This window comes from Occallatibacter sp. (assembly GCF_035317045.1).
GTDB lineage: Bacteria > Acidobacteriota > Terriglobia > Terriglobales > Acidobacteriaceae > Telmatobacter.
Window position 1 is genome coordinate 65,450 of record NZ_DATHHT010000012.1, and the last position, 20,876, is coordinate 86,325.

The window sequence follows — 20,876 nt, forward strand, 5'->3', positions numbered from 1 at the left end:
TCAACGGGAACTCCCGGCGGCCAGCGGCAGCACTGCTCGAACCACCTGATTTGCCAGTTCCCCCGCCGATCCCTGGATTGCCTGCCTGGCGTTCTCCGCCTCGACATCCATCTCAGCCTGTGCCTGACTCACCGTGGATCCGGCGGCCTTCCGCGCTGCATCAAGCGCGGCTTCACGCTCGGCGCTCCGCTGCTTGTCCCTCGCCTCGCGCATCTTGAAGATCTCCGCACGTGCCTGGCGAAGCTTCTCGGCATACTCGGCTGCCCTGGCTTCAGCCTGGCTGATTGCCTTGTGCGCGTTTTCAATGGCGCCCTCGGTGCGGGCGCGACGCTCTGCAAGTGCCCGGCTCAATGGGCCTTGCACCAGAAACTGGTAAGCCAGAACCAAAGCCACAAAGAGCAGTATTGTGGGTGTGGCGCCAAGTAGCAGCGCACCGATTTGTTGAAAGATCTCTTCCATGCTTGTATTCGGTTAACTCAGGCAGACAGGGTTTTCCGTCGCGGGTTTCGCCTTTTCTGATGGAGTCTCACAACCGGTTATCGCGGAGTTGACGCGACCACGAGGGAGCGACAACCTTCCAGATTTTTAGTTACGCAACACCATCGGCAAAAAGCTTTGGAACACCTTTTTGTATCAGGGGCAAACCCCCAAGTCAACGCTGCGGAGCGCTATGCGGGAGGGTTGTGTGACTGCTGTCACGAATTGGGAATTTAGACCAAAAAAGAACTTGCTTTCCGGTACAACAGGCCTAAACTAAACATACCACCTAGACCCGGTTCAGGGTCCAGCGGGCAGCCGGTTTCGGGAATCCTTCCACTCCCGAGATCGGTTGGCCCGCCTCTTAGTTTCAGGGCGGTTTTTGGCCTTCCTCCCCTCAATTTTCCGACGATTTCTGCCCAAGGCCTCATCCGATTGCCGAGGTTCCCCGTCTACCCTCCTGTACGGCATCCTGGGCGCAACCTTTGGCCTGGGAACGATCGAGGAACCCCGTCCGTGGCACAGCCATTTGCGGCTGGTTTCCCGGGCAAAGAATCGGAGGATTCACCCAATATGCAACGTAGTCTCCTCTCCCTCACAATCATCGGCATACTCGCCTTTGGCTTAACCGGCGCAGCGCTCGCTCAAGATACCCCTCCCCCACCCCCCGACCAGAATCAGGCCGGCCCCCCTCCCGATGGCCGCGGCCGTGGCATGCGGATGGACCCAAGCCGTCAGCTTGAGCGCATGACCCGCGAACTCAACCTGACATCCGATCAGCAGGAAAAGATCAAGCCCCTGCTTCTCGATCGCCAGCAGAAGATGCAGGCTCTCATGCAGAATGAGTCGCTTTCGCAGGAAGACCGCCGCGCCCAGATGCGCACCATCATGGAAGGCTCCAACAACAGCATCAAGGCAACCCTGAACGACGATCAGAAGCAGAAATTCGACGCCATGCAGCAGCAACGGATGCGGCGAGGCGGCCCCGGCGGCCCACCTCCTGAAGGTGGAACACCGCAACCGCAACCCTAAGTTCGCCGACCGGGCCGAAAGTGAGTCGGTTTCTCTCCCCCAGACGCACGGGGACCGCAGATTTTCATTCTGCGGTCCCCGTTCTTTTTTCCAGCTACTTTGACGCCTTATCGATAAACGCCGCGAGATCTTCCTTCAACTTGTGCAGCGCTTCCGTGTTCAGGTAGATCATGTGTCCGGACGGGTAATACCCGAACTGCACGTTCCCGCGCAGTTCCGGCTCCAGGTTCATATGTTCCAGGTCAAATTCCGTTCCGAAAAACGGTGTCGCCAGATCGAAGTACCCATTCGCAGAAAAAACCCTCAAGTGCGGATTCTTCCGCATCGCAGAGGCCAGATCGCCCGCCACATACGGCTGCACCTGCTGATTCCCGGGGCCGCCCGGCCCACCGCCGCCCGGTGGCCGGTGATGGAAGTCCCACTGACCACCCGTCATGTTGTATGCGGTGGGTCTATACATATCCGTACTCTCAAACTTCAACTCGCGTGACATGTAATCGTGAATCGCGGCCACAAACGCGCCCGAAATCCCGCTGTCCGAAGCGTCGTAGCTCGGATTCTCGCCGGCCGCATCAACGTCCTCGCCTTCAAACCGCATGTCATACCGGCCAAGGGTCTTCCGGTCGCTGCGCAACACTTCTTTCCGGAAACGCGTGGGCGAAACGCGCAGATTCGCTTCCTTGATGTAGTCCACGCTGAGCCCGGTCAGCCGATTCATCTCTTTCGCGACGGAATCCAGTTGCTCGCCGGACAGTTTGTCGCCTTGGAACAATGCCTGCGCATAGGCACCTGAAGCAAACTCCCGCGCCTGCTGTACCCATGCGGCGATATCCGGCGTCTTGTTCTGCACCTTGTTGAAATACCACGCCGCCGCGGCATAGCTCGGCAGGTTGATGATGTACTGGGTGTCGTATCCCGGCGAACGAACTCCATAATTCAGAATCGACGAGATCAGCACGATTCCGTTCAGCTGAATTCCATCCTCCGCCAGCAGGTCCGACAAACCCGCCGACCGCGTCGTTCCATACGACTCGCCAATCAAGAACTTCGGCGAATTCCACCGCTGGTTCACCGAGATATATCGGGAGATGAACCGGTCGAACGCTTTCAGATCCTGGTCTACGCCAAAAAAGTCTTTCGCAGTTCCCTTACCCACCGCGCGCGAATAGCCCGTCAGGGGCGCATCGATAAACACAAGATCCGACTTGTCGAGCAACGAGTCTTGGTTCGGAACCAGCTTGAAAGGGGGTCCCGCCGTAGCCTTGGGGCTATCCGTTTCAATCCGCACCGGCGAGAACGAACCCATATGCAACCAGAGGGTTGCCGAGCCGGGACCCCCGTTATAGAGGAAACTCACCGGCCTTGTCCCGGGATCCGCGCCGTCGAGCGTGTAGGCCACGTAGAACATACTGCCGTATGGCTTGTCTTCTTCATCGCGGATCAGCAGTGTACCCGCGGTCGCCGTGTACTTCAGCGACTTGCCGCCCAGACTCAGTTCATGATGCGTCACCGAGCTCTTCTCCGGCGGAATCGGCGTTTCCTTGGGAGCGTCTTTGGAGGGAGCATCTTTTTGATCGTCCCCCCCGGGCGGTCGATTTTGTTGCCGCGCCTGCTGCTGGTCGGTAGGCCGCTCCTGCGCGTAGAGGCTGGATTGAAATGGTGTAAGACATGAGAGACACAGCGAGGCTGCAGCCGCAACCCCGCTCCATGCGAAGCGACGCACTGATGTCATGAGCGGAAATTCCTCCAGAAAGAATTGAACAACCAGCCAGCAGCCATCGGGGAAAACGGATGCGGCATTGATTCGCGGATTTTGGATACGCGGATTTTAAAGCGACGTTCAACCAAGCCGAGAAGTCGCAATCATTTTTCGCGACCTCCTCTCAACATGACGATATCTTCAGGTTGCGCCATGCAACCACCTTTCCTTCCCGCCATTCTCAATCAGGGAGAGAGAGCCCTCCACCCCTATGCGTTACCGCGGTACGAAGAAAAGAGCGACAGTGATTCGCCTCCTGATCACTTCCTGTGCGCTGGTATCGCTTGCATTTTCCGCTTGCGGCGGCAGTTCTAAGACCGCGAGCACGACGGCACCGGCACCGACCCCGACGCCCCCTCCTCCCCCAATGCCGCAGATGCCTACCAGCCACCACGTTGTGATGGTGATGGAGGAAAACCAGAGCTATTCCACGGTTGCCGCCAATACCACGGCATGGCCCCACTTCAATATGCTGCTCAAACAGGGCGGTCAGGCCACGAACTACTACGCCGACGCGCACCCGTCCATTCCCAACTACTTCATGCTGACCACGGGTCAGACGCTTACCAGCGACGATAGTTCAGTCACCATCTGGACCGTCGACAACATCGCGCGCCGCATGCTCTCTTCGAAGGTCACATTCAAGGTGTACGCCGAAGGCATCACGCAGGGCTATCTCGGAGGCAACACGGGCCTTTACGTCATTCGCCACAATCCCTTCGCCATGCTGTCCGATGTGGCCGGAAGCGCGCAGGTCGCGAATCAGGTGATCCAGCCCTTCTCTCAATTCCTCACAGACGCCGCGAACAAGACCCTGCCTGACTTTTCCTTTATCGTTCCGGATTTGAACGATGACGCGCACAATGGCACACCCCTGGCCGCGGATGCCTGGCTGCAGTCGAACGTCCTCAGCCCACTGGCCGCGAATCCCGCCTTTCAAACCGGCGGCGATGGCCTGCTCATTGTCGACTTCGACGAAGCTGCGACCACCGACACCACTCACGGAGGCGGTCACGTCGTGCCCGCGTTCTGGGGTCCAATCGTGAAATCCGGCTACGTCCAAACCTCCGCCACCGTCTACCAGCACGAAAGCATGCTGCGCACGGTGATGGAAGTCCTCGGCCTCACCAACCCGCCCGGCGCAGCGACAGCCGCTCCCGATATGTCTGAATTCTTCATCCTGAAATAACGCCGTTCACTTCGCCTGGACCGGCTTCGGCTCCGCACTCAGCCCGTCCCGCGTCAGCAACCCCTGCGCCCTTATCCACGTTTCAAGCAGGCCGGGCCACTGATCCATCGACCCATCGCCTTTGCCCAGTCCCGACCCATGCGGGCCATGCGCGAAGACGTGCGCTTCTGCCGGAACACCTGCCTTGATCAGGGCTTGATAGAACCGGAGCCCCTGCTCAATCGGAACCGTCTGATCGTCGGCCGTGTGGTACCAGAACGTCGGCGGGGTTTTCGCAGTAACGAACAGGTCGGGGGAGTAGGAGGTGCGGAGTGTCTCGCACTGATCCATGACGTTGAACAGCTTGCAATAGCTCAAGTGCGAGGTGTCGCTGGAGATCGCTCCAATCCACGGATATCCGAGGACCAGGAAATCCGGCCGGCTCGACTCCCGCTCAATCGGATCGGTCGCATCCGGTTTTCCATCTACCGGCTGTGTCGCCGCCAATGCCGCGAGGTGTCCGCCCGCTGAGAACCCGATCATCACAATCCGGTTGGGGATGATGTGATAGTCGCTGGCCCGAGCCCGCACTGTCTGCACGGCGCGCCGGGCATCGAGCAGCGGCACCGGCAGCAAGTATCCGTTTGAGCTCAACCGATAACTCAAAATGAAGGCTCGAAATCCCCGCGCGGTAAACCAGTCAGCCACCTGGCGGCCTTCCAGATTACCCGCAAGGTGCTGATAGGACCCGCCCGGCAGAATCACCACTGCCGATCCGTTTTCATGCCCAGGCTGCGGATCGAAAATGGTCAGGGTCGGCGTATCTTCGCACCTGGTCCCCTTGGCTTGCGGCACCTCGCCCGGCCAGAGACGAAAGGTCCGGATTCCCAGAAACGAGCTGTTTTCTCCCGGAAGGGCACAGGGCTCTTTCTGCGCGAACCCCACCGTGCATCCCAGCAAGATACCGACACTTACCGCCAGCAGGTGCTTCATATTCCAACCCCACGAGTTTCGCGAGGATTATACAAACTTGCTATCCCACTCGCAGGCCTGCCTCCCGTTCCCCGACATCCGGCTAGCCCATCAGCAGTCTCCGCCGAGTTTCAGCCGGAGCATTGCCGGGATTGTCTTCAAATCACGGTACCGTGTCTTTAGGCCAGCATTACCGATGCACCATCGGCATGGCTCCGGACCATCGGGGAAGGTGGCACACTCAAACAATGGCGGCATGCACCCAGTGCGACGGGCTCATGGAGAGCCTCAGCTTCGACAAGCCTCGCGAATATCTCGAACTCGCCCGCCGGCTCATGGGACTCGTGAACGACGGCATCCTCATTCTGACCGACGGCACCTGTCCACTGAACGACCTTTTCAAGCCGAACTGGCCCGCCAACACAGCCGAACACAATTTCGAGTGCAAGGCCTGCGGCAGGACGTTTCAGTTGTTCGCGGACACCTATCTCGGCCATGCCGGCTGGGGCTTGACTGGCCCGCCGCGCCCCGATCCCACGCCTGTGCCCGAAAATCCTCCGTCGGCAACGATTGAGCTCGCGTTTTGGGATACGAGTCCAACCCACGCCAAATAATCCACCCGGAATCGATCTTGCGCGATAGTGAATCTCGACGGCACTCCTGGCGTCTGATCGCTCGCTGGCGTCTAGAGCCACACAGCCTTGTGCCCGGGACAAGGATCTCCAGCCAGCTCGGTAAGCGTCTCCGCCAGCTCAAATCCGTAGCGCGCAAAATAAAACGCCGCTCCATGCACGCGCTCCTGCAACACGCCGCCCGGATTCAGTGCCCGCTCGATCGCCTCCGCATGCCGCCGCAGTGAGCCCTCGCGCTGCATCTCGAAGTTCGCCGCCAGCCTCCGCAGCCGATTCATCTGGTAGCGCATCTTGCTTGCCGACGTATCCGCCGACCGGCCCAGCCCCGCGTCCATCGCTTTCATGTACTCGAGCAACGGACTGAGTTCCGCATCCAGCGCTGTTCCCGCCGCAGCCAGCTTGCGCTTGCCTTCCAGCGGCATGGCCCGCGCCGCCAGCAGTTGCGCCAGCGAGTCTGCCGACTCCTTGAAAACCCGCTCCAGACCCAGCTCGTGCTTGCGCAGCAGTTCCCCGATCCCTGGCTCAATCAATGTCGCCGAAAGCCTTGGCTCGGCGGCCGTGACGCGCCCCAAAATGCGCTCATACAACACCGCCGATTGCGCAAAGTAGGCAATCTCCGCCGGTCCGCCCACCACCAGCGATGTCCCCAGCAGAAAATCCTGTAACACGGGCCGCAGCAGCGCTCCGGGTGAGATTCGTTCCGGCTCAGCGGCCAGAACGCCCACCAGATCCGCCGTCGTGAACGTCTCGCGCCCCGCCTGCCAAACTCCATTTGGCTCAGCCGCACTCGGCTGCATACGCTTCAGCGCCATGCGCGAGCCGTTTCGCTCATCGATCAAAAACAGCAAGCTCGATTGTGGCGCCACCGCGACCTGCGCGTGATATCCCGCCGCCTCCAGCGCCTTGTTTCGCTCCAAAAGCGCAGCATGCATTTCATCGGCGCGTTCGATCGCCGCCCGCAGCACGGGCTCACCCAGCCGGTGCACCTCGCGCCCAGCCGCATCCAGCACCAGCAGTCCCTGCGCTGCAAACGCCTTTCGATAAAACACTCCAAATGCCTCTCCGAATGTTCGCCCCGGCCTGTAAGCAGCCGCCAACGCATCCGTCGCGTCGGAAGCGCCCAGCAGTTCCCAGGCCTGCTCCATCAGCGGCTCGATCGTCTCATCCAGAACGACGCCGCCCACCCGCACAGGGTTCGCCGGAGTCTTCGGGTACAGCAGTTTCTTCGATTCTTTGCGGGAGGGAAAGGTGACGTGATTGATCTCGGCGAAATCATGGTCTTCCGTCGCCAACCAGAAAATAGCCACATGCGGCTCGCAGGCCGCTGTAGCCTGTCGCGCCCGCGCAACGGCGGTGGCAGCTTTGAGGGGAGTGTAAAGGGGACCACCCAGCAGGCCAACCTGTTGCCCCGTCAGAATGGTTCCTGCCCCGGCTCTGAGTGCTTCGAGTGCTGGAGCCGCTTCGGCCGAAGCATTTTGTCCGGCCAGCACCGCAACCATTTCATTCCAATGACCTGGCCGCGGACATCGCTTCTGCCATCCCGTATCGCGCGGCAATGACGGATAGAAACGCCGCACTCCCGGATCACCGGCACAGAAGCCCAGCACCAGCCGGCTCAGTCCAGGAACCACGTCGATGGGATAACAGTCTGAGCTCGGCAACGCGTACCTTCCGGGGATTCCACTTGGCTGATCCCGGCTTTTCGGGCTCGGGCAGAAATTCGGTTGACTTAAGGATGCCACGCCACCCTCATACGATGCACTACTGCATGACACCCCATTGCATATACTTCTTTAGACTGTAAGAAGGAGATTTCATCCCCGCATGCCCAAAAAGACAAAGCCGGCCAAGCCGGTCAAGCTCAAAAAAAACAAGACACCCAAGCCAGACAAGAAAGCCGCAAAGGCCGTCGCTGCGGAGACAGAAACCCTCATCAGTTCCAAAGTCGTCTACCAGGGCCCGCTCTTTCGTGTCCTGCACGACAAGCTCCTCGAGCCGGGCGGCAAACCCAGTGAGCGCGACGTGATCCGCCACAACGGCAGCGTCGTCATCCTGGCCGTCGATAAGTCGAAAAGCAAGAAGGATCCGTGGATTGTCATGGAGCACCAGTATCGTCACGCCGCAAAGCAGTACCTGTGGGAACTGCCCGCCGGCAAGCTGGAACCCAACGAAGACCCCCTGATCGGCGCCCAGCGTGAACTCGAAGAGGAAACCGGCTACCGCGCCAAAAAGTGGAAACCCCTCCTCGAGTACTACGGAAGTCCCGGATTTCTCGGTGAATCCATGAAGGTGTTTCTTGCCGAAGGCCTGATGGCCGGCGACGCCCATCCGGAAGACGACGAGGATATCGAATTCCGCCTCGTCAAGCTTTCTGAGATTGTCGAGATGATCGAAAAGGGCGCCATCAAGGACGGCAAAACCTTATGCAGCGTTCTGCTCTACGCTCGTCGCGTCGCAAAGAAACGAAAGTAGTAAAGATTCCATAAGCACATTCGTTCAATCGATTCAATGTCTTCCATGCAGGCCGGCGCGATTTCGTCCGGCCTGTCCCATTTTGTGGGTCTCTTTGGCCAAATTCAATAAACCTTTGTCAGCGAATATGCGTCATAAGCCACAGGTGGGCGATTCCCCAAACCTTTCGCTCATCAACCCCATCAAGTGGCAAGAAAGGCAAATCCCTGTGGCTCAGTACAAAGGCAAGGTGAAGTGGTTCAATAACGCCAAGGGCTACGGATTCATCGGACGTGATGACGGGCCGGATGTTTTCGTTCACTACTCGGCAATCCAGTTGGATGGTTACAAGACTCTGAAAGAGGGCGATGACGTCGAGTTCGACATCGTTCAAGGGCAGAAAGGCCCTCAGGCGGATGCAGTTATCCGGTTGAGAGATACAGCAGCCACCCACAACGCAGCCTAGTAGACCGGATACTCTGTAGCGTTCCCTTGCCGTCTTTTGGGCGGCACAGGAAAACATTGCTCCGATCCAGGCTCCTGATCGATCAACTTTACTAACCGGACGTTCTCGTCTGCGCATTCGCTTTAGCTTCATCACTTCTCACTATCGTTGGATCTCCGTTTGACTCAGTTTGCGCCAGGGCCTCATGACCGAGGCCCGCGGCCTTGGGATTTGTGTGCCGCGCGTATCCCAGGCACTGTCATCGCCTCGCGTGACCACTCAACGGCCGATTCAATCGCCATCGAACGCCTGCCTGCACAATCTCCCTTACATCCGTGTCCATTCCCCACGAAACAACAACTTTGCTGGACACTTCCGCGGCGGTCGATGGAAACTTGAACAAGGCCAGTGAAGTCGGACAGCCAGACCCCTGGCCTGCCGGCCAAATCCAGCTCGCTCTTCCCGGAGATCGCTTCCATGGACAACGTCACCATGGCCGGCCTGCTCAACGAGACGGCCGATCTGATGGAGATCAGCGGCGCCGACAGCTTCCGTGTGCGCAGCTATCGCAACGCTGCCGACGCCATTGCGCAGACGACTGTCGACTTGGTGGCCGCTTCGTCCGATACGGCACAGTTGCTCGCCATTGCGGGCATCGGCAAGAGCATGGCCGCAAATATCCAGGCCATCGTCTCAACCGGCTCCCTGCCCCTGCGCGATGAACTCCTGGCCAAATACGGCGCCGGCCTGCTCGAGTTACTCAAACTTCCCAGCATGGGTCCGAAGACCGTCGCCCTGCTCTGGGATGCAGGCCGCATCGGCAGCATTGATCAACTCGCCGAAGCCATCGACGCCGGACGCCTCAAGGGCCTCCCCCGCATGGGCGAAAAGCAAATCGAAAAGATTCGCAAGGGAATCGAAGACTATCGCCGCTCCGCTGGCCGCTTCCGCATCGACGAAGCTGAAGATGCCGCCGATCGTCTCACCGCTTACCTGCTGGCCTTCAACGGCATCGAACGCGTTACTCCCGCTGGCTCACTGCGCCGCGGCCGCGAAACCGCCGGCGACCTCGATCTGCTCGTCACCGGCGCCGCCTGCGCTCCGCAACACACTGAAGCTGCCGTCGAATATGTCGCCGCTTATCCCGGTATCAAGGACATCATCGCCAAGGGCGAAAACAAGGTCAGCTTCCACATCTCCACCGGCCTCCAGGTTGATGTTCGCCTGCTTCCCTCCCAGAGCTACGGCGCGGCGCTGCAGTACTTTACCGGCTCCAAGGCCCACAACGTCTCCCTCCGCCAGCGCGCACTGAAAATGGGCTACACCCTGAGCGAATGGGCACTCGCCCGCCTCGACGATGAATCCACAGTCGCCGCAGCAACCGAGGAAGAGATTTACGCCGCGCTGCAGATGGACTGGATGCCTCCCGAGATGCGCGAAAACCTGGGCGAGATCGAAGCTGCTGCAAAACACGCCTTGCCGCGCCTCATCGAGGCCTCCGACATCAAGGGCGACGTGCACATGCACACCACCGCCAGCGACGGCCGCAACTCCATCGCCGAGATGGCCCAAGCCGCGATCGAGCGAGGGCTCGAGTACATCGCCATCACCGACCACTCCAAAAACCTCGCCATGATCCAAGGCCTCGACGAGAAAGGCGCCATCGAACACATCGCGAACATCCGCGAAGTCGACAAGCAGATGGAGGGCCGCATCCGGATCTTCACAGGAATCGAGGTCGACATCCTCGCAGACGGCGCCCTCGACCTCGACGACGAAGTTCTCGCCCAGATGGACGTCGTGATCGCCAGCGTTCACACGCGCCTCGAGCAGTCGCGCGACGAAATGACTGCACGAATCCTGCGCGCCGTCGAGAACCCCAACACGCGCATCCTCGGCCATCCCACCGGCCGTCAAATCTTGCGGCGGGAGCCTTACCAACTGGACACCGGCGCCGTCCTTCGCCGCTGCGCCGAACTTGGCGTCGCGGTCGAACACAACGCCAATCCAGAACGCCTCGACCTCAGCGATCGCGACCTGCGCCTCGCCAAGGAGACCGGCTGCAAGATCGTCATCAACACCGATGCCCACGTAACCCGCGTCGTCGGCGAATGGAAGTACGGCATTCGCCAGCTCCGCCGCGCCTGGCTCACCCCATCGGACATCCTCAACACCCTGCCGCCCGCGGAGTTTTTGGCCTCGTTGCGCGCGCGTTCCTGATCTCTGCAATCCGCACCATCAAATTGGCTGTGTCATTCTGAGGGAACGGGGGCCCCGAACGTCATTCAGTTCGGGGGTGGTGAGTGAAGAATCTGCTTTTAAGCTCTCTCCATGCCTGCTTGAGATTTCAGATTCACCGCACTGGATTGTTGTGATCGGGAGGGGCTAAGATGAGGTCGCTATGAGTTTGCTGCAGCAAGATTCGAAGGATCAGGCACCCGGCGAGGCCTACACGCGAGGCACCAGCCACGTCGTCGTCGCCACGGTCGTCGCCACCGTGCTGGTCTCAATTGCCATAGCCCTCTACATCTACATGGGCCAGAAGCCGCCTGCTTCGGTGGGTGAGATCATCGATGTCTGGGCGCACCCGATGCACACTGAAAGCTCGGGCTTCGACGCCAATGGCGCAGAGATTCCCAAGGAGGAGATCGACCAGGTGCTGCTGTTTACGCACGTGCGGCTGCACAACCAGAGCAAGCAGCCAATCTTTCTACATCGGATCATGGCTAACGCCACGCTAGCCGACGGCGTCCACTCCAGCTACGCCGCCAGTCCTACCGACTATGAGCGCATCTTCAAGGCTTATCCGCAGCTCGCGCAGTGGCATGCGACTCCCATCTCGCCCGATCTTACAATTGAACCGGGCGAGACCAAAGAAGGCACATTTGCCTGCTCATTCCGCATGCCCAAGACCGACTGGGAGGCTCGTAAGAACCTGGACTATTCCTTCAACTTCCAGTACATGCCATCCCTGACCCTGGCTCCCAAAGGCTCCATTACTGAACACTAGGCGGAGCGGGCGCGCCCTTCGGCGTCGACAGGTATCCGGATACGGTGTTCTTTGAACCGATAGTGTTGACCACGATCTCGTACAGCCCCGGGTCTTTCCCGCTGTAAAACTGCAGCGGCTCGTCCACGTTCCGGTCCTTCTTTTCATAGCTCCGGTCGTCGGCAAGTACAACCAGCGTAAAGCGGCTCTTCTTCTGGTCGGCTTTCTTCAACTCCAGGCTCACCGTCCCCACAGGCTTTTTCTGCCCCTTGGTCAGTGTGAACTCGTAGTAGTTCCGGTCGCCCTTGTGCTTTAGCACTTCCAACTCGCTCCCGTTGCGCGCAATCAGGCTCGAATGGTTATCGAGGTCACCCTTCATCGACGTCAGCTGGCTCACCGCTGTCGCCAGATCTCCTTGCGTCTTCGTCAGATCGGTCTTCACGCCGCCTACATCGGTCTTTACGCTCGAAACGTCGCTTTGTACCGCGGTCACCTGCTGCGCTGTTTGTTTCTGCGCGGTCTCCAGACGCTTGCTGTCGGCCTGCTCGCGGCGAAGGATGTCCTGCGCGCGTTCATCCATCTGCTTCTGGGTCATTCCCACGCTCTTGCCCAGTTCGTCGGTCGCCACCCGCAGCCGCGCATTGGTTTCGCGTAACTGCGCGTCGAGCTTGGCGCTCTGCTGGTTCGCCTCAGACAATGCCGTCTCCTGCCGGGCGATGCGACTGCTCAGCGTATAGGTCCATATCAGCCCGCCCAGTGCGGCCAGTACGGCCACCGCAATTGCGCCCAACAATGCACCGCTGTAGGCAGGCGCGGTCTCCGTGTTTCTCTCGTCGCTCATGCTTCCCTTCTCCTCTGGAGCGGTTCTCCTGGAATCCGCTCACGATCCATTGGCTCCAGCCCCATGTATGCAGGACTGGGTTCGCCGAACAGGTGCAACCCTGATGGAAACGCTCGAATCTCCCCACACCCGCATCCAAAAGCACGGTCAGCAGGTTTAACGGGGGACTAAACAGACTATAGAAGAATCCAGCCGGGAATGGGGAAATAGCTGCAACACGCAGGCTTCCGCCTCCCGTGAGTCCACAGTGCAGAACGCCGCCTCAGTCCGCGGAACACTCAATCGGAGACACTGTTGTGACAGGGCACGACTCGGGGAACCCTCTGGGTCGCGTGCCGATAGACGGAGATACCCTTGTGAAAGGGCACGACTTCAGTCGTGCCGATAGAGCCAATCAAGTCTGCTCGGCTTTAGCCGCTGAGGGATGCTTCCAGGAAAGCGTACCCTAATCCGGCTTTTCTCCGAAGGCTGTCTATCCGCTCGTCTCACAATTCCCCATACAGCAGGTGGGCGCACGGCACAAATCCCGCCTTCTGCAGCGTCCGGCGGGACGCAACGTTGTCAGTATTGCATCGCGCGCATGGCACATTCCCGCCCTCGCGGCAGATCCGCTTTAACTCCTGCACCAGGTAGGTCCCGAACCCGCGCCCCCGGAACGCTTCGGCCACCTCCATCCAGATATCCCCATAGGGCCGGTTGTAGTGGTGCAAAACGCCGCCCGTTGCCGCCACCTCGCCACCCACCTCCAGCAGCATCCAGTCGCCATCGGGCTCCCGCTTGCGCAAGACAGCACCGGGCGCCCGGTAGGCCGTGGTCAGCCTGTCTTCAAAAATGATCTTCTCGCTCGCCACGTCATGCGCCCACGTGTGCAGCATCGCCGTCAGCATCACATCATTGGTCTGCGTTTCGATCGCGTCCGCAAGGCTTGCGGCTCTCAGCGCATCAAATGCTTCAAAGAACCGCGATCGCTGTTTCGCTACCACGTAGAACTCAAAGAGGGTGCGCGAGCCCGCCCAGGGGCCACCGACCGCAATCGAGCCATATCCGGCGGCGTCACCGTCCGATTCAATCAGGTAAGGCTGCGTCCAGCCTTCACGCCCATGCAGTGAATCGTGAATGATCTGGCAATTCATCTCCTGCCGGTAAAGCTCGCGCCAGGGCAGAATCTCCCTCACCTCGACCGGCCTCACTGCAAATTCCATCGTATTCAAACCAGCGCCATCATAACGCGATGCGGCACGAAGCTGGGGCTCATCCGTGACAACCCTCGAATCCCTCATTTATAAAGGGCAGTACCGCACTTTTTGCCGGGCCCGGTTTAGAGCCCGCACGAACACCAGAAGCGCATCGAAAGCACAACCGCCCAGAGAGGGGAGTCTTAAAGGCTATGTCCACTGCTGTCGCTGGTAAGGGTCTTGAAGGAATTGTTGCCGCCAACTCCGGCATTTGTTTTATCGACGGCGAAGCGGGCGTGCTGGCCTACCGCGGCATCGACATCCACGAACTCGCCGAGCGCTCCTGCTTTGAAGAGACCACCTACCTGCTGTGGAACGGCCGCCTGCCTAGCGAACTTGAACTGCGCGAATTTTCATCGCAACTCGCCCTCGCCCGCTCCCTCGACCAGCGCATCGTCGACCTGCTCCGCACATTTCCCGTCTCCGCCACCCCCATGGAAGCGCTGCGAACTACCGTGTCGGCACTCAGCTTCTACGACGCCGACGAAAAAGACAATTCGCACGACGCCAATGTCCGCAAGGCCTACAACCTCACCGCCCAGATCGCTATGATCGTCGCGATCTACGACAGGATTCGCAAGGGCCTCGAAGTCGTTCCTCCCGACCGCTCCCTCTCGCACGCCGGCAACTTCCTCTGGATGCTTAATGGCGTCAAGCCATCCGACACAGCGATCCACACCCTCGACATCGCCCTCATCCTTCATGCCGACCACGAACTGAACGCCTCCACCTTTGCAGCCCGCGTCATCGCCGCCACGCTTTCTGACATTCACTCTGCCGTGACAGGAGCGATCGGCGCCCTGAAAGGCCCACTGCATGGCGGCGCCAACGAAGCCGTGATGCGGCTGCTCTACACCATCGACAAGGCCGGCGCCGATCCGGTCGACTACGTGAAAAACATGCTTGCCGCCCGCCAGAAGATCTCCGGTTTCGGCCACCGCGTTTACAAAACCGAGGACCCGCGCGCCACCCACCTGCGCCGCATGTCAGAGCAACTCGGCAATGACTCCGGCCACCCCAAGTGGTTCGAAATGTCCCGCGCCATCGAGCTTTACATCAACAAGGACAAGAAGCTCAACGCCAACGTTGACTTCTACTCGGCCTCAACCTACGCGACGCTGGGTATCGACATCGATCTCTATACGCCAATCTTTGCCATCAGCCGCATGGCCGGCTGGGCCGCGCACGTCATCGAACAGCTCGACGACAACCGCCTCATCCGTCCCCGCGCCGACTACATCGGTCCCGTGTATCCGTCGCCGTACATCGCCGTCGCTGACCGGCCGTAGAATCGGGATCTCATGCCGGGTGCCCCAGGTCTGGATTTTCAGACCTGGGAAAGCATCGGCCCATTCAAAACTTCCTGCGCCTCTTCGAATCGGCTCGACATCGAACGCATATGTCGAACCTGAGCGTCACAGTCGAGCGCCGTGTCGTCGTTACTTCTCGCAGATTTGAAGACGTCATCGCAGCCATCGATGCCGCCATCGGCCATCCCGATATGCGTGCATTCTGGAAAGAGATCGCTGCTACTTCCACGTATCCCGAAATGGAAGCGGTCGTCCAGCACGCCATTGGTCCCTCAGGCCTGATGGAGTTCTTGCGCTTCGATCACGGTCAGTTCCTGCGCAAGGCGCAAAGCCCCGCCGCCCCCGTCGCCACACCGAGGATCGTCCGCCTCGTCATGGGCAATCCGCTCATCATGATGGCCATGGCAAAGCATGTCCACGACGCCGGCTCCTACGCTCCCGTCACGCTCCTCATCGACGAACGTGAAGATGGAGTGCATCTCTCCTACGACACAATGGCAAGCTATCTCGGCAGCTACGACCAGCCGGATGCATTGAAGGTTGCCCGTGAACTCGACACCAGGGTCGAAGCGCTCATGAACGCCGTCGCAGGATAAGCTTTCGCCTAACCAGCAAGCACGGCCCAGTTATTCGTTTCCCTTCTGTGCCGATTCCCCGGCGGGCGGCGGGTTTGAGCCGGCACCGTACTGGTCCGGCTTCCAGTTGCGCATGCCCGAGTGCACGTAGTGGGTCCAATGCCGCAGCATGTCGTACTCATTCACCGGGCGATCATCCTGCAACGGAGGTGTGTCGGGAGAACGGTTGATCAGCTTCTGCGTGGTGAGGTCGGTCCGCATCATGCGATCGAATTGTTCCGTGGGGGTCGCCGCCGGTCCCCATGCCATCATGTCGCTGACGGCTTCGGCCGGCATGCGCCTCACAAGGTCGTCCGCGCTGCGTTCGGTAATGGGCTGCATGCTGGCCAGAAAGTGCCAGCCGTTTTCCTCTACCGGCCTGAAGACTCGAACGTAGGTGAACGACTGTTCGAGAGCCCGGGCCACCGATGACTGCACCGCCTCATCGCCAAATGGCAACCATTGAGCCAGAATCCCACCCGGCTGCAGCCGTTCCTTCGCCACCGCGTAAAACTCCTTCGAGTACAGCAGGCTCGATCCCGCAGCCCGCACAGGCGGCGGCGGATCGATGATGATCGCGTCATATTTCTCAGGCATCCGCTCCATGTAACGGCGACCATCGTCAATCACAAGGTGCGAAAGCGGCGATGCCAGCAACGTTGCACCATCCGGATGATAGAAGGTGAACAGCCGCGGCACGCTCGGAATCAGTTCGACCACGGTCGCGGGAATTCCCCACGACATCACCGATTTGTACGTCGTCCCCATGCCAAAGCAGATTACGAGAGCGTTGCGCGGAGGTTGCGGCAGCGACGCCAGCGTCAGGTGCGCCATCATCTTCGTAATTGGCGTCAATTGCGTGATCCCGATGCCGTTGGTGAGCAATCGCTTGTGCATCCCATTTCCAGTCGCGATCACTGTCGCTGTGCTGTCACGCAGAACTTCGCGATCCGGAAAGAGCGTCTCGAAATTCTTCGTTGTGAAAAACAGCGCCAGCGCCGCAACCACACTGGCATAGGCGGCAATGCGCGTGCCCATCCGCGTGCCCGGGAGCGCCTCCTGTCTGCGCGAAGGAAGAAACGCCATTCCCATCCACGGCACCACAAACAGCAGCATCGCCGCGCGCTCGCCCACCAGGGGCAGCAGGACAAACCCCGAAAGCAGCGGACCGAGGATGCAGCCCAGCACGTTGACTGCATAAGCGCGGCCCGCACGATCAGGATCCCCAGCCGCCCAGCGGTCCACCAGCATCGGCGTGAGATAGCCGATCCAACCCGCAAACGGCCCCACCCCCAGCAGAACGCGCAGCGGCGTGTTCAGCGGGAAGCGAGGATCGGAGGTAAGCAGCGACAACAACCCCAAAAACGCCAGCAACACCCACGAGAGATAAGGATCGACTTCGCCGCCCGTGTTAAATCGCCGGTATACGAACGATCCGACAAACGTGGCCGCCAAATACGAAATCAGAATGAACGCAAACGAGTACACCACCGGGCCCGCATACGGGGTGAACAGCCTGATCCAGATAACCTCCATGCCCATCGTTACAAGTCCCGTCATGAAGAGCAGGACCAGCAAGACTTTGGGCTGCGCAGTCACGGCGCGTCGCTCCCCCGGGGTCAACACAGGAGCCGATGACCGTGCAGACGCGCGCCCGCCAAGCGTCAAGGCGAACGCAGACACGGCGATGATGACATTGCAGACGGTGCCAACGCGCATCGTGCCGCTAAACCCGTACAGCTCGATAAGAAATAGAGGCGCAATCGCTCCAGCCACGGCTCCAATCACGTTTGCCAGGTACAGGAAACTGAACGACCGCTTCGATTCCAGCCGCTGACGGCTGCGAATCGCCGCCATGGCCAGCGGAAACGTCGCCCCCATGCACGTACACCATGGCAGCAGGATGATCGCCACCAGTAGTCCGGAGGCAAGATAGTAAGAACCCGACGAGTATGCATTCTGCGCTGTCATGGACTGCAGCAGCCGGTGACCCCAGGCCAACTCAGCCGGCACAGCCAGCGAAGAGCATCCGATCAGAAACTCTGCAAGTGCATAAAGGCGAAGCGAAGGGAATCCAACCCGCTGGCCGTAACGTCGCGTCAGGACTCCTGCTCCCCACGAACCCAGGCCAAGTCCCGTCATGAACATCGAAAGCACGATGGAAGTGAGGGCGGTCGTCACCCCAAACTGCGCCATCGTCAGCCGCAGCCAAACCAGTTCATAGAGGATGCTGCAAAAGCCGGACAGGAAGAAGAAGGCGAAAAACCATCCCATCGCACGCTCCTTTTTTGACGATCTTCTTCGGAAAGACTGAGTCTGTCGGGCCAGGGGAAACGCATGTCAGACCCAGAAGGATAGAGCCGGACTAGGATGCTATAAGTTGGCTGAGAGGCAAACAAATCCACCGCGGCTTAGTCTGCGTGGGGCTAACCAGGGCACTTACCCGTTGCGTGCCTTCCAAGTTAGGTAGAGACCCCAGGCAGCGAGGGTTGAGGCGTCTCGGATGGCTCCGTCGACGATCATCTGCTCGAATACTTCAAGCGAGCGCGTGTGGATGACGAGATCGTGCTCCTCGTCGTCGGGGTCGCGCTCCTGCATGGTAAGGCCGGTTGCCAGAAACACGTGCTGTTTCTGGTTAGAGAATCCGTAGGCGACCCAGAGGAAGCCGAGGTAGTTCATCTCCGCAGCATGGAGGCCGGTCTCTTCCTTCAACTCACCGCGCGCCAGGGCTTCAGGGTCATCGATCTCCATCTCCCAGCCGCCCTGCGGCAGCTCAAGCGCGCGCTGCTGTATGGTGTAACGAAACTGCTCGACGAGCCATATGTGGCCATCCTGGATGGGTAGGATGATAGCGCAGTCGTCCTTGTCGACCACGCTGTAGATGCCTTCTTTGCCGTTGGAGCGCAGGATTTTGTCTTCGCGCAAGCGCAGCCACTGGTTGCGATAGACCTCGCGGCTCGCCAGCGTGACGATCGATTTGTTCTGCTCACTTTCGGGCGCTTGCAAGGTGCCTCCCCGCGTCCGGCTTGTCTCCGGGAGGGTCTTCGGCGCGCGTACGATACTTCCGCAACCGTCCCACAAGCGATGCCGGCCCGCTGACCGTAAGGCGCACCACGTTATCCTCGTAGGCTCGCGTATGTATCACCATTCCGCCCTCGATCGCAGCCAGCGCGGCGCCGTCGCTCTGCGGCACGCGCAGCTCCGTTTCGATCACCGGATCGGAGAAGAGGGCCTTGTCTATCGCTGCCAGCAGCGCGTCGACGCCTTCTCCTGTTTGCGCGGAGACCAGTACCTCCTGGTGCAGCTGATGCCGCGGCTGTTTACGCGCTGCGAGGCCTTCGCTCTCGTGTGCATCGAGGAGATCGATCTTGTTGAGGACTTCGATGCGCGGCTTCGAGAGCGCCTCGAGTTCGCCGAGCACCTTTTCGACCTGCGCCTTCTGCTCTTCACCATAGGTTGACGCGGCGTCGCGGACATGGAGCAGAATCTCGGCTTGTTCCACTTCTTCGAGCGTGGCACGAAAGCTGGTAACCAGCGTGTGCGGAAGATTGCGGATGAAGCCGACTGTGTCAGACAGCAGCACGCGACGGCGGCTGGGCAATTCGATCCCGCGCAACTTGGGATCGAGCGTGGCAAACATGCGTGCCGACTGCAGCACATGTGCACCTGTGAGGCGATTGAAGAGAGTGCTTTTGCCGGCGTTGGTGTAGCCCACCAGCGCGACCGTCGGCACCGGCACAGCCTCGCGGCGCTGGCGCTGCTGGCGGCGCACGCGCTTGACGGCATCGAGATCGAGCTTGACCTGGTCGATGCGCCGCTGAATCTTGCGGCGATCGGTTTCGAGCTGCGTTTCACCGGGTCCGCGTGTGCCGATGCCGCCGCCGAGTTGCGACATGGCTTTGCCGCGGCCGGCGAGGCGGGGCAGCATGTACTGGAGCTGCGCGAGCTCGACTTGCAGTTGCCCCTCGCGGGTTCGCGCGTGACGGGCGAAGATGTCGAGGATAAGCTGGGTGCGATCGAGGACACGACACGGAAGCGCAGCCTCAAGGTTGCGCAATTGTGTCGGGCTCAGGTCGTGATCGAAAAGGACGAGGTCGGCATTGGTGGATGCGGCGACGCCGGCAATCTCCTCGACTTTGCCCGCACCAATCAGCGTGGCTGGATCGGGCCGGGCGCGGCGCTGCATGAGTTCGGCAGCGACCTCGCCGCCGGCACTGCGCACCAGTTCGCGAAACTCTGCGAGGGATTCATCGGCATCGAGGCCGGGGCCGTCCACGACCGGTGCGGGAGAGTTCTCCGCTTCGGTTGAGTCGTCGCCGGCAGGGCGCGACGCCGCGCGGCGTGCTCCGTCAAGACCAGCGCGCGTAACGCGCAGGCGAGTCGAGAATTCCACGCCAACCAGAACCGCACGCTCCGGCGTGTCGCTCCAACGGCCCGTATAGGTCGTCGAAGCAACTCGGCCCTGATGCCGGCCTCTGGCACCGCCGTCAACTGCCAATTGAGGGCGCTCCCTGTCTTATCTCTGTTCCGCGGTGGTCGCTGGAGGCGCAGGCGCAGGCACGGCGGCCGGTCCCATCCCTGCCAAAGCAGGGCGATGCTCCGCGTGCATCACGCTCCGGTTGCTCACCACGGTGGAAATGGCGTGTTTAAAGATGAGCTGCTCCTGACTGTTGTTCTCCAGCAGAACAGAGTACTTGTCGAAGGAGCGGATCTTTCCCGTCAGCTTGACGCCGCTGACCAGATAAATCGTTATGGGGGTCTTGTCTTTGCGAACTGTATTCAGGAAAGTGTCCTGAATGTTCTGTGCCGGCTTGTTCTCCATATGCCGATCTCCTGCTTCTATTCTTAGAATGGTTGGATGCCAACGTGCTGCGTCCGTGTGATAAGACAAATCAGCGAGGACGGCGCCGGAAGCCCCGGAGCCGCCAAATCCCGCAATGTGACAACAATA

19 protein-coding genes are annotated in these 20,876 nt (G+C 60.1%); 9 read left to right on the forward strand and 10 right to left on the reverse strand.

Annotation, left to right across the window (positions count from 1 at the left end; genetic code table 11):
• Positions 1-459, reverse strand: a complete 459-nt coding sequence (locus VK574_RS05570; protein WP_472798827.1) for a F0F1 ATP synthase subunit B family protein — start codon at positions 457-459, stop codon at positions 1-3.
• Positions 460-1,050: 591 nt separating this feature from the next.
• Here VK574_RS05570 and VK574_RS05575 point away from each other — a divergent pair.
• Positions 1,051-1,509: a hypothetical protein gene (locus VK574_RS05575; protein WP_472798828.1), complete on the forward strand. Its 459-nt coding sequence runs from the start codon at positions 1,051-1,053 to the stop codon at positions 1,507-1,509.
• 94 nt (positions 1,510-1,603) lie between these two features.
• Here the strand turns inward: VK574_RS05575 and VK574_RS05580 are convergent, their stop codons facing one another.
• On the reverse strand, positions 1,604-3,241 hold the full coding sequence (locus VK574_RS05580; protein ID WP_472798829.1) for a S10 family peptidase: 1,638 nt from the start codon (positions 3,239-3,241) through the stop codon (positions 1,604-1,606).
• 403 nt (positions 3,242-3,644) lie between these two features.
• On the opposite strand from VK574_RS05580, the gene VK574_RS05585 reads away from it, so the two are divergent.
• Positions 3,645-4,457, forward strand: coding sequence for an alkaline phosphatase family protein (locus VK574_RS05585; RefSeq protein ID WP_472798830.1), 813 nt, complete (start codon positions 3,645-3,647; stop codon positions 4,455-4,457).
• 6 nt (positions 4,458-4,463) lie between these two features.
• On the opposite strand, the gene VK574_RS05590 is transcribed toward VK574_RS05585, so the two are convergent.
• Entirely contained in the window at positions 4,464-5,429 is a 966-nt protein-coding gene (locus VK574_RS05590) for an alpha/beta hydrolase (RefSeq protein WP_472798831.1), read from the reverse strand.
• A gap of 227 nt (positions 5,430-5,656) precedes the next feature.
• Between VK574_RS05590 and VK574_RS05595 the strand changes: the two genes are divergently transcribed.
• Positions 5,657-6,022: a hypothetical protein gene (locus VK574_RS05595; protein WP_472798832.1), complete on the forward strand. Its 366-nt coding sequence runs from the start codon at positions 5,657-5,659 to the stop codon at positions 6,020-6,022.
• Positions 6,023-6,093: 71 nt separating this feature from the next.
• On the opposite strand, the gene bshC is transcribed toward VK574_RS05595, so the two are convergent.
• Entirely contained in the window at positions 6,094-7,701 is a 1,608-nt protein-coding gene (bshC, locus tag VK574_RS05600) for a bacillithiol biosynthesis cysteine-adding enzyme BshC (RefSeq protein WP_472798833.1), read from the reverse strand.
• A 163-nt stretch (positions 7,702-7,864) separates the two neighbouring features.
• Between bshC and VK574_RS05605 the strand changes: the two genes are divergently transcribed.
• The 4 genes from VK574_RS05605 to VK574_RS05620 all read left to right on the forward strand — a co-directional run bounded on the left by VK574_RS05605 (position 7,865) and on the right by VK574_RS05620 (position 11,946).
• Positions 7,865-8,512, forward strand: coding sequence for an NUDIX hydrolase (locus VK574_RS05605; protein ID WP_472798834.1), 648 nt, complete (start codon positions 7,865-7,867; stop codon positions 8,510-8,512).
• Between the two features lie 208 nt (positions 8,513-8,720).
• Positions 8,721-8,957, forward strand: a complete 237-nt coding sequence (locus VK574_RS05610; protein WP_472798929.1) for a cold shock domain-containing protein — start codon at positions 8,721-8,723, stop codon at positions 8,955-8,957.
• 456 nt (positions 8,958-9,413) lie between these two features.
• Positions 9,414-11,156: a DNA polymerase/3'-5' exonuclease PolX gene (polX, locus tag VK574_RS05615; protein WP_472798835.1), complete on the forward strand. Its 1,743-nt coding sequence runs from the start codon at positions 9,414-9,416 to the stop codon at positions 11,154-11,156.
• Positions 11,157-11,337: 181 nt separating this feature from the next.
• Complete coding sequence (locus tag VK574_RS05620) at positions 11,338-11,946, forward strand: hypothetical protein (RefSeq protein ID WP_472798836.1); 609 nt, start codon at positions 11,338-11,340, stop codon at positions 11,944-11,946.
• On the opposite strand, the gene VK574_RS05625 is transcribed toward VK574_RS05620, so the two are convergent.
• Both VK574_RS05625 and VK574_RS05630 read right to left on the reverse strand, forming a co-directional pair.
• Positions 11,933-12,766 (reverse strand): hypothetical protein, encoded by an 834-nt coding sequence (locus tag VK574_RS05625; RefSeq protein WP_472798837.1) that lies wholly within the window; start codon positions 12,764-12,766, stop codon positions 11,933-11,935. The genes VK574_RS05620 and VK574_RS05625 overlap by 14 nt on opposite strands.
• A gap of 485 nt (positions 12,767-13,251) precedes the next feature.
• Positions 13,252-13,968, reverse strand: coding sequence for a GNAT family N-acetyltransferase (locus VK574_RS05630; RefSeq protein ID WP_472798838.1), 717 nt, complete (start codon positions 13,966-13,968; stop codon positions 13,252-13,254).
• A gap of 185 nt (positions 13,969-14,153) precedes the next feature.
• Here VK574_RS05630 and VK574_RS05635 point away from each other — a divergent pair, with 185 nt between their 5' ends.
• The gene (locus VK574_RS05635) at positions 14,154-15,290 is read left to right on the forward strand and encodes a citrate synthase (RefSeq protein WP_472798839.1); all 1,137 of its coding nucleotides are present in this window, start codon (positions 14,154-14,156) and stop codon (positions 15,288-15,290) included.
• A gap of 110 nt (positions 15,291-15,400) precedes the next feature.
• Positions 15,401-15,907 (forward strand): DUF302 domain-containing protein, encoded by a 507-nt coding sequence (locus tag VK574_RS05640; protein WP_472798840.1) that lies wholly within the window; start codon positions 15,401-15,403, stop codon positions 15,905-15,907.
• 30 nt (positions 15,908-15,937) lie between these two features.
• Here VK574_RS05640 and VK574_RS05645 read toward each other — a convergent pair whose 3' ends face one another.
• From VK574_RS05645 to hfq, 4 genes are all read right to left on the reverse strand, one after another.
• Entirely contained in the window at positions 15,938-18,199 is a 2,262-nt protein-coding gene (locus VK574_RS05645; protein ID WP_472798841.1) for a spermine/spermidine synthase domain-containing protein, read from the reverse strand.
• Between the two features lie 165 nt (positions 18,200-18,364).
• Complete coding sequence (locus VK574_RS05650) at positions 18,365-18,931, reverse strand: NUDIX domain-containing protein (protein WP_472798842.1); 567 nt, start codon at positions 18,929-18,931, stop codon at positions 18,365-18,367.
• Positions 18,912-20,318 (reverse strand): GTPase HflX, encoded by a 1,407-nt coding sequence (hflX, locus tag VK574_RS05655; protein ID WP_472798930.1) that lies wholly within the window; start codon positions 20,316-20,318, stop codon positions 18,912-18,914. The genes VK574_RS05650 and hflX overlap by 20 nt, the downstream gene beginning before the upstream one ends.
• A gap of 123 nt (positions 20,319-20,441) precedes the next feature.
• Positions 20,442-20,747: an RNA chaperone Hfq gene (gene hfq / locus VK574_RS05660; RefSeq protein WP_472798843.1), complete on the reverse strand. Its 306-nt coding sequence runs from the start codon at positions 20,745-20,747 to the stop codon at positions 20,442-20,444.
• Positions 20,748-20,876 lie beyond the last annotated feature (129 nt).